Raw genomic sequence first — 6,864 nt, 5'->3', positions numbered from 1 at the left:
CGAAAGACTTGGCGCAAGCGGAGCAAATGGTGCGAGAAGCGATCCTGATCTACAACCAGGAACGCCCGCACCTGTCCTTAAAATACAAAACGCCCAATGCAGTGCATCGGGCGTTGGGGTGAAACAGGTGTAAACCTATTTCAGGACTAGACAAGCTCCGTTGAAAGCGCCACGGCTGCTCTAGGACGCGTCTGACAAACAAATCTGAAACATGCGCTTAAACATCGCCTATCTCCTGACTCTATAGCGGCAATTGCCGAAAACAGTGCACATCCGTACACTGCGCCACCTTTTGTGCCGGTGGGGCCTGAAAATGCTGTTCGTGTTTCGTATGTTATTGATGAGCCTGCACTTTATTTTAGCCGGAGTGCTGGGGGTGATCCTCGGGTTGTGCCGCCCATTCAATCCGGACAACAGCCGTTTATGCGCCCGCCTCTACGCCTTGCCGGCGATGTGCATTTTGCGTCTGCGAGTGAAGTCCGACGTCAGCGGCTTGATGAGCAAGCCTGACAGTTGCGTGATCATCGCCAATCATCAATCCAACTATGATTTGTTCGTGTTCGGCAATGTCGTGCCGCGCCGCACCGTCTGCATCGGCAAGAAGAGCCTGAAGTGGGTGCCGCTGTTCGGGCAATTGTTCTGGCTGGCCGGCAACGTTTTGATTGACCGTGGCAATGCGCACAAAGCGCGCCAGTCGATGCTCACCACCACACAAACCTTGCAGAACGAAGACACGTCGATCTGGGTGTTCCCGGAGGGCACGCGTAACCTCGGTGAAGAACTGTTGCCGTTCAAGAAAGGCGCGTTCCAGATGGCGATTGCCGCTGGCGTGCCGATCGTTCCGGTGTGTGTCAGCAGCTACATCAAGCACATGCGTTTGAATCGCTGGCGCAGCGGGAAAGTTCTCATACGCTCGTTGCCGGCAATTCCTACCGCTGGACTGACCATGGACGACATGCCCATGCTCATCAGCCAGTGCCGCGAGCAAATGCGCGAATGCATCGAATCGATGGATCGGCAACTGCAAGCCGCCTGACCAAACAAACCCGCCGCCGTGCGGGTTTTCTTTTGTGCGGTGAACTGTGCGGATTTCACTGACTCTCAAGCAGCGACACGGCTAAGCTGAAGCCGTTTAATTCCTGCCATTTACCAAGAAGAAGTGAACCACCACCATGGGTCGAGTTGTTGCTGCTGCGGTGTACAGCGCGGGTAAGAAAGTCACCGATATCTCACTTGATGAAGGCGCCGCCTGGGCCGCCAAAACCGGCCACTTTGTCTGGATCGGCCTCGAAGAGCCGAACGCGCAGGAATTGTCCAACCTGCAACGCCAATTCAACCTGCACGAACTGGCCATCGAAGATGCCCTGGAAAAACACAGCCGGCCAAAACTGGAAACCTTTGGCGACGCTTTGTTTATCGTTACGTACTCGCCAATCCGCGAACACGGGATTTTGCAATTCATCGAAACCCACATCTTCGCTGGCAAGGGTTACATCATTACCGCGCGCAACGGCCACTCGGCGTCGTACGCCTATGTCCGTCAACGGTGTGAAGCACGCCCGCTGTTGCTGGAACATGGGGAAGATTTCGTCCTCTATGCGCTGCTCGATTTTGTGATCGAGAACTACCAGCCCGTAGGCGAAGCGATCCATGCCGAGATTGATGAACTTGAGCGCAATGTGCTGTGCAGTGCGTTGAACGAACACGACATTCAAAGGCTTCATGGCTTACGCCGCGACGTAGTGCGTCTGCGCCGGTACGCGGCGCCGATGGTGGAAATCGGCGAAGAACTGCAACGACTGAGCTTTCCGTTTATCGACAAGAACATGCGCCCGTACTTCCGCGATGTGCAAATCCACGTCACAAGACAGATGGAAGACCTGACTACACTGGCGGAAATCGCCAGCCAGACCATCGAAGTCGGTGTTTTGCTTGAGGCGTCAAGACAAAGCGTAGTGCAGCGCAAGTTTGCGGCGTGGGCGGCGATTCTGGCGTTCCCGACAGCGGTGGCGGGGATCTACGGGATGAACTTTCAGAACATGCCCGAACTGAGTTGGCACTACGGTTACTTCGGCGTTCTGGGATTTATTACGGTGGGATGTGTGAGTTTGTGGGCAAGTTTCAAGAAGTCGGGCTGGTTGTAATGCTGTGATGAGGAATGGCTCCCTCACCACAAATTCCGCGTTAGATTTTAAACAGCTTTAGCTTCTGGCTTGTGCGCCACAAAGCGCATCATCCACTCCGCGACCGTAGCGCCATGATGCTCCTGCTCAAGGCTGGCCACGCCTTTGCTGTAAATCTGCGTACCCAACGCTTCCTGACGCAGTTCCAGCAACGCACGCGAATAATCGTGAATGAATTCCGGATGCCCTTGGAAGCACAGCACCTGATCGTTGATGTGGTACGCCGCAAACGGGCAGAAATCGCTGGAAGCAATGACCGTGGCGTTTTCCGGTAGCGCCGTCACCTGATCCTGGTGGCTGATCAGCAGTGTCAGCTCCTCACGCACCGGACTCATCCACGGCGCCTTGGCCGCCAGTTTGTAGTTGTGGGTGCCAACGCCCCAACCCTGAGTCGCGCGCTCACTCTTGCCACCCAGCAGCAGTGCCAGCAGTTGATGGCCAAAGCACACACCGAGCAGTTTGTCGCCACGCTCGTAACGGCTCAGCAGGTATTGCTTGAGGGTTTGAATCCACGGGTCGGTACCAAAGGAGTCGGCCTTGCTACCGGTGACCAGGTACGCATCGAACGTCAGGTTGTCGCTCGGGTATTCGCCCTGCATCACGTTGTAGACGGTGAACTCGGCGGCGATCGGTTGCTGCGAGAACAGACGCTGAAACATCTGCCCGTAACCCTGATATTGATCGACCAGTTCCGGACGCAGGATGTCGGTTTCCAGAATGCAGATGCGTAGCGACATAAAAAATACCTGACACATGAAGGGAATAATGAACACCCCAGAGCCTGCCCTGAAACACCCAGACAAGGCAAGCCCCGCAGCCTTCTCCCTATCACTTAAAACAGCTCGCCTTTCGCAGCCTTCTCCAACAACAACACCGGTGGTGCAAAACGCTCGCCATATTGCTCCGCCAGATACTGCGCACGGGCGACGAAGTCCTTCACCCCGTATTGATTGATGAACTGCAACGCACCACCGGTCCACGCCGCAAAACCAATACCAAAGACCGAACCGATATTGGCGTCCGCCGTTGAGGTCAGCACCCCCTCCTCCACACAGCGCACGGTTTCGATGGCCTGCACGAACAACAGACGGTCGCGCACGTCCTTCGGCGAAATCTGCCCATCAGCCTTCTCGAAACGGGTTTTCAGCTGCGGCCACAAATGCTTCTGCCCACCGGCCGGATAATCATAAAAACCGCCGCCAGCCGCTTTGCCGGGGCGCTTGTATTCGTTGAGCAGCAAATCAATCACGGCGAAGGCCGGGTGCTCAGTCAGCGCTTTCCCTTCTGCTTGCAGGTCTTTGGCCGTTTGTTTGCGGATATGGCTCATCAGGCTGAGGGAAACTTCGTCAGAGATTGCCAGAGGCCCGACCGGCATCCCGGCCTTGCGCGCTTCGGTCTCGATCATCGGTGCGCTTACACCCTCACCGAGCATGGCGATGCCTTCATTGGTGAAGGTGCCGAACACGCGTGAGGTGAAGAAGCCGCGACTGTCGTTGACCACAATCGGCGTTTTCTTGATTTGCAGTACGAAATCAAAACCACGGGCCAGGGTTTCATCGCTGGTCTGCGCGCCTCTGATGATTTCCACCAGCGGCATTTTCTCCACAGGGCTGAAGAAGTGCAGGCCAATGAATTTGCTCTGATCGGGGACGGCACTCGCCAGACCGGTGATCGGCAAGGTTGAAGTATTGGAGGCGATCACGGCATCAGCGCCAACAACCTTCTGAGCCGCCAAAGACACCTGCGCTTTGAGTTCGCGATCCTCGAATACCGCTTCAATGATCAGATCGCAACCCGCCAGGTCGACATCGGTTTCAGTGGCATGAATCCGCGCCAGCACCGCTTCGCGCTGTTCAGCACTCATTTGCCCGCGGGCGACTTTTTTGTCCAGCAGCGCCGCCGAATGCGCTTTGCCCTTCTCGGCCGCCGCCAGGTTGATGTCCTTGAGCACCACGTCAATGCCCGCCGAGGCGCTGACAAAAGCGATCCCGGCGCCCATCATCCCCGCACCGAGTACGCCGACTTTCTGCGTTTTATACGGCGCGAGCCCCTGCGGCCGCGACCCACCGGCATTGATCTCATTGAGCTGAAACCAGAACGTGCCGATCAGGTTTTTCGAAATCTGCCCCGTGGTCAGCTCGGTGAAATAGCGGGTTTCGATCAGATGCGCGGTATCGAAATCCACCTGAGCGCCTTCCACCGCCGCACACAGAATCTTTTCCGGCGCTGGCAGCGTGCCTTGGGTTTTCGTACGCAGTATTGACGGCGCAATCGCCAGCATCTGCGCCACTTTCGGGTTCGACGGCGTGCCGCCGGGAATCTGGTACCCCTTGACATCCCAGCGCTGCACCGCCGCCGGATTGGCGACAATCCAGGCGCGTGCCTTGGCCAGCAGCTCATCGCGATCCGCCGCCAACTCATCAATCAAACCGGCTTGCAACGCTTGCTGCGGACGCACTTTTTTACCCTCCAGCAGATAAGGCAGCGCCTTCTCGATGCCGAGCATTCGCACCATGCGCACGACCCCGCCGCCCCCCGGCAGCAGGCCGAGGGTGACTTCCGGCAAACCGAGTTGCACCGCCGCGTCATCCAAAGCGACGCGATGATGACAAGCCAGGCAGATTTCCCAGCCGCCGCCGAGCGCCGCACCGTTGATCGCCGCAACCACCGGTTTGCCCAAGGTTTCCAGAGTGCGCAATTGCCCCTTGAGGGACAGCACCATGTCGTAGAACGCTTTGGCTTCTGGCTTACCGACCTTGATCAGCTCATTGAGGTCGCCACCTGCAAAGAAGGTTTTCTTCGCCGAGGTGATGATGACGCCAGCAATGCGGTCTTTTTCAGTGACAAGCCGGGCGACGCAAGCGGCCATAGCCTCGCGATACAGGGCGTTCATGGTGTTGGCGCTCTGGCCCGGCATGTCGATGGTCAGCACGACGATCCCGTCCTGGCCTTTTTCGTAACGAATGGCTTCGCTCATAACAAGGTTCCTTGAATTCGGGGCTCAGAGACGTTCGATGATGGTGGCAATGCCCATGCCGCCGCCGACGCACAGCGTCGCCAGGCCATAGCGCAGGCGTCGGGCTTCCAGTTCATCGAGCAAGGTGCCGAGGATCGCGCAACCCGTGGCGCCCAGTGGGTGGCCCATGGCGATGGAGCCGCCGTTGACGTTGACTTTGTCCGGATCGACGGCCATGTCCTTGATGAATTTAAGGACCACCGACGCAAACGCTTCGTTGACCTCGAACAGATCGATTTCCTCTACGCGCAATCCCGCTTTGGCCAACGCCTTGCGCGTGGCCGGCGCGGGGCCGGTGAGCATGATGGTCGGATCAGTGCTGGTGACCGCCGTGGCGACAATTCGCGCCCGAGGCTGCAGGCCCAGCGCCCGGCCCTTGGCTTCGGAGCCGATCAGCATCAGCGCCGCGCCGTCGACAATGCCGGAACTGTTGCCGGGTGTGTGTACGTGGTTGATCCGCTCGACATGGCTGTAGACCCGCAGCGCCGTGGCGTCGAAGCCCATCTGGTCCATCATTTCGAAACTTGGCTTGAGTTTGCCCAGCCCTTCGAGAGTCGATTCGGCGCGAATGAACTCATCGTGATCAAGCAGGATGATGCCGTTCTGATCCTGAACGGGCACCAGCGACTTACTGAACGAACCATCAGCTCTGGCCCGCGCCGCTTTCTGTTGCGAGTGCAACGCGTAGGCATCGACGTCCTGACGACTGAAGCCTTCGAGGGTGGCGATCAGATCGGCACCAACGCCCTGAGGCGTGAAGTGGCTGTGCAGATTGGTCTGCGGATCCAGCGCCCAAGCACCACCATCGCTGCCCATCGGCACACGCGACATCGATTCAACGCCACCGACCACCACCAGGTCTTCAAAACCCGAGCGTACTTTCATGGCGCCGAGGTTCACCGCTTCCAGCCCCGAAGCGCAGAAGCGGTTGATCTGCACGCCCGCCACGCTCACGTCCCAATCGGCCACCTGCACTGCCGTTTTAGCAATGTCAGAGCCTTGATCACCCATCGGCGTGACGCAGCCCAGCACAACGTCATCGACCTGGCTGGTGTCCAGTGAGGTTCGCTCTTGCAGAGCGGTCAGCAGGCCGGCCACCAGACTCACCGGTTTGACGCTGTGCAGTGCGCCATCGGCCTTGCCTTTGCCGCGGGGCGTGCGTAACGCATCGAAAATCAAAGCTTGGGTCATGACGTCCTCGAACCTGTGCGGTGAGTGATTTCTTGTGCCTTCACTCTTGACCCGAGCGCCCACGGATTCAATGACCTCAGCGCTCAATACGCTTGACGCACACGCTCAGACGGACGGTCATCAGCCGCCGGGTGAACCGGTTCAGGTCGGCGAGTTGTCTAGCAAGCGGGCGGCAAAGAAGCTGGCAATAAGCCTCATGTCCTTTTTATCGAAAATGGTAGGAACTCCATATGAAATGGATCTAAGCCAAGCGTGACGCGGGCCCTAATGTAAGACAGGTACGTCATGGTCGTCGGGTTTTGCCGGGGCAGGCGTTCTTAACAGGAAGTGCAGCGCTTGCCGTCATGGATATGCAGGCAAGCATCAGGAAATAACAATAAAGGCGGTCAAGCCATGTTCAAACAACCGAAAGTTCGTCAAGCAGGACTCATTCTTTTCGCCACGACGCTGTTGTTGATTTTGCCGAACCTGACC

Annotated in this window: 6 protein-coding genes; 3 read left to right on the top strand and 3 right to left on the bottom strand. The window is 57.7% G+C overall.

The window, feature by feature from the left end:
• From ACIOU6_RS21645 to ACIOU6_RS21635, 3 genes are all read left to right on the top strand, one after another.
• Positions 1–122, top strand: a 122-nt coding sequence (locus ACIOU6_RS21645) for an integrase core domain-containing protein (protein WP_401138841.1), incomplete at its 5' end; no start/stop codon positions are given.
• A gap of 191 nt (positions 123–313) precedes the next feature.
• A complete protein-coding gene (locus ACIOU6_RS21640; protein WP_221733899.1) occupies positions 314–1,036 on the top strand; it encodes a 1-acylglycerol-3-phosphate O-acyltransferase in 723 nt (240 codons plus the stop codon).
• 136 nt (positions 1,037–1,172) lie between these two features.
• Complete coding sequence (locus tag ACIOU6_RS21635) at positions 1,173–2,144, top strand: magnesium and cobalt transport protein CorA (RefSeq protein WP_221733900.1); 972 nt, start codon at positions 1,173–1,175, stop codon at positions 2,142–2,144.
• Positions 2,145–2,191: 47 nt separating this feature from the next.
• Here ACIOU6_RS21635 and ACIOU6_RS21630 read toward each other — a convergent pair whose 3' ends face one another.
• The 3 genes from ACIOU6_RS21630 to ACIOU6_RS21620 all read right to left on the bottom strand — a co-directional run bounded on the left by ACIOU6_RS21630 (position 2,192) and on the right by ACIOU6_RS21620 (position 6,390).
• Entirely contained in the window at positions 2,192–2,920 is a 729-nt protein-coding gene (locus ACIOU6_RS21630) for an amidotransferase (protein WP_401138838.1), read from the bottom strand.
• A 95-nt stretch (positions 2,921–3,015) separates the two neighbouring features.
• Complete coding sequence (locus ACIOU6_RS21625) at positions 3,016–5,160, bottom strand: 3-hydroxyacyl-CoA dehydrogenase NAD-binding domain-containing protein (protein WP_401138837.1); 2,145 nt, start codon at positions 5,158–5,160, stop codon at positions 3,016–3,018.
• Between the two features lie 24 nt (positions 5,161–5,184).
• Positions 5,185–6,390 (bottom strand): acetyl-CoA C-acetyltransferase, encoded by a 1,206-nt coding sequence (locus ACIOU6_RS21620; RefSeq protein WP_401138836.1) that lies wholly within the window; start codon positions 6,388–6,390, stop codon positions 5,185–5,187.
• Between the last annotated feature and the right edge of the window lie 474 nt (positions 6,391–6,864).

Source organism: Pseudomonas sp. NPDC087615, assembly GCF_044743445.1.
Lineage (GTDB): Bacteria > Pseudomonadota > Gammaproteobacteria > Pseudomonadales > Pseudomonadaceae > Aquipseudomonas > Aquipseudomonas baetica_A.
This window is presented reverse-complemented; position numbering and strand designations above follow the sequence as displayed.